Genomic DNA, 1,587 nt, shown 5'->3' with positions numbered 1-1,587 from the left:
CATTGTCGAGCCGCTGGTGCAGGGCGCCGGCGGCATGCGTTTCCACGACCCGTCCGTGCTCACGCGGCTCCGCAGCCTTGCCGATCGCTACGGTCTCCTCCTGATCTTCGACGAGATTTTCACCGGCTTCGGCCGCACCGGTACGATGTTCGCGTGCCAGCGCGCGGGCGTCGTGCCGGACATCCTCACGCTGTCCAAGGCGCTGACCGGCGGCACGCTGCCGCTCGCGGCAACGGTGGCGCGGCGGCGTATCTTCGACGCCTTCTGGTCGGACGATCCGATGGCCGCGCTGATGCACGGCCCAACCTACATGGCGAACGCGCTCGCCTGCGCGGCAGCCAATGCCTCGCTCGACCTGTTCGAAGATGGCGAACGCCTGCGGCATGTGGCGCGCATCGAGGGATGGCTGGCCGCGGGTCTTGAGCCTTGCCGCGATCTGCCGGGTGTCACCGATGTGCGCGTGCGCGGCGCGATCGGCGTGGTCGAGCTTGAGCGGATCGACGATCTCGCGGCGTTGCGGAGCGCCTTTGTCGAGAAGGGCGCGTTCATCCGGCCGATCGGCAACGTGATCTATCTCACGCCGGCGCTGACCATCGGCGAGGAGGATGTGGCGTACCTCACGCGAGTGATCGGCGAGGTCTTGCGCGACTTTGCCGCTCGCTGACGCCTGGTGTGTCCCGGACGCGGCGCAGCGCGAAGCGGTGCGCTGCAGAACCGGGACCCAAGAATGGATGCAATTCGATAATGGGTCCCGGCTCAGCGGTGCACCATTCCGCTTCGCTCCATGCTGCACCGCGTCCGGGACACGAGGTCTCACACCAGCCCGCTCAGCGCATCAGCGCGTCGTAATCGGAGTGCGAGCCGATCCAGAACCACAGCAGGCCCTCATCGACCTCCACCGCCAACGCGCGGTAACGGAGTCCCACCCGTACAGACCAATACTGGCCGACTTTCTTGAAGTTCAGCGAAGGATGCTTCGGGTTGTCTTTGAGGAGTGCGTAGTTTCGATCGGCGACCTCGCGAACGGAAGCGGGAAGCTTTTGGTAGGCGTCCCAAAAATCCGGGCTCGCGAAATGTCTCATAGCTCGCGGGCGCGGCCCTTGCGATAATCCTCGCGCGCGCGCTCCGCCAGCGCATCGAGCCTGCCGCTCGTCGCATCCCTGGTGATCTTTTCGTCGAAGCGTGCAGCGTCAAACGCCTCGAACCAGTCGCGGAACTTGGCAAGCTGATCGGGCGTGAGCCGGCTCACGGCTTGTTCGATCTCTTCGAGCTTGGTCATGTCAGTTTATTAGCACAAGTCGGATGGCGCGTCATTGCGGGCTGTATTGCGGACGTGTTGCGCGACTTTGCCGCTCCCTGAAGCCTCGCGTCCGGGGCGCGGCGCAGCGCGAAGCGGTGCGCTGCAGAACCGGGACTCAAGAATGGATGCAATTCGATAATGGGTCCCGGCTCAGCGGTGCACCATTCCGCTTCGCTCCATGCTGCACCGCGTCCGGGACACGAGGCCTCACACCAATCCGCAAGCCTCGACCCCTCACACCAGTCCGCAAGCCTTCGCGATCTGCGCAAAGGCCGGATGATCGGCCC

3 protein-coding genes are annotated in these 1,587 nt (G+C 65.0%); 1 reads left to right on the top strand and 2 read right to left on the bottom strand.

All coding sequences use genetic code 11. The features are described 5' to 3' along the window. The coding region (locus tag VN004_RS02790; RefSeq protein ID WP_325606790.1) for an aminotransferase class III-fold pyridoxal phosphate-dependent enzyme at positions 1-664 on the top strand (664 nt) is incomplete at its 5' end. A gap of 163 nt (positions 665-827) precedes the next feature. Here the strand turns inward: VN004_RS02790 and VN004_RS02785 are convergent. Beyond that, positions 828-1,082, bottom strand: coding sequence for a hypothetical protein (locus VN004_RS02785; RefSeq protein ID WP_325606788.1), 255 nt, complete (start codon positions 1,080-1,082; stop codon positions 828-830). After that, the gene (locus VN004_RS02780) at positions 1,079-1,279 is read right to left on the bottom strand and encodes a hypothetical protein (protein ID WP_325606786.1); all 201 of its coding nucleotides are present in this window, start codon (positions 1,277-1,279) and stop codon (positions 1,079-1,081) included. Before VN004_RS02780 ends, VN004_RS02785 begins: the two co-directional genes overlap by 4 nt. Between the last annotated feature and the right edge of the window lie 308 nt (positions 1,280-1,587).

Source organism: Pseudorhodoplanes sp. (assembly GCF_035565855.1).
GTDB lineage: Bacteria > Pseudomonadota > Alphaproteobacteria > Rhizobiales > Xanthobacteraceae > Pseudorhodoplanes.
This window is presented reverse-complemented; position numbering and strand designations above follow the sequence as displayed.

Excerpts from the sequence above, each read along its gene's own strand:
- VN004_RS02780 (WP_325606786.1), bottom strand. The coding sequence starts at position 1,279 with ATGACCAAGCTCGAAGAGATCGAACAAGCCGTGAGCCGGCTCACGCCC.
- VN004_RS02785 (WP_325606788.1), bottom strand. The coding sequence starts at position 1,082 with ATGAGACATTTCGCGAGCCCGGATTTTTGGGACGCCTACCAAAAGCTT.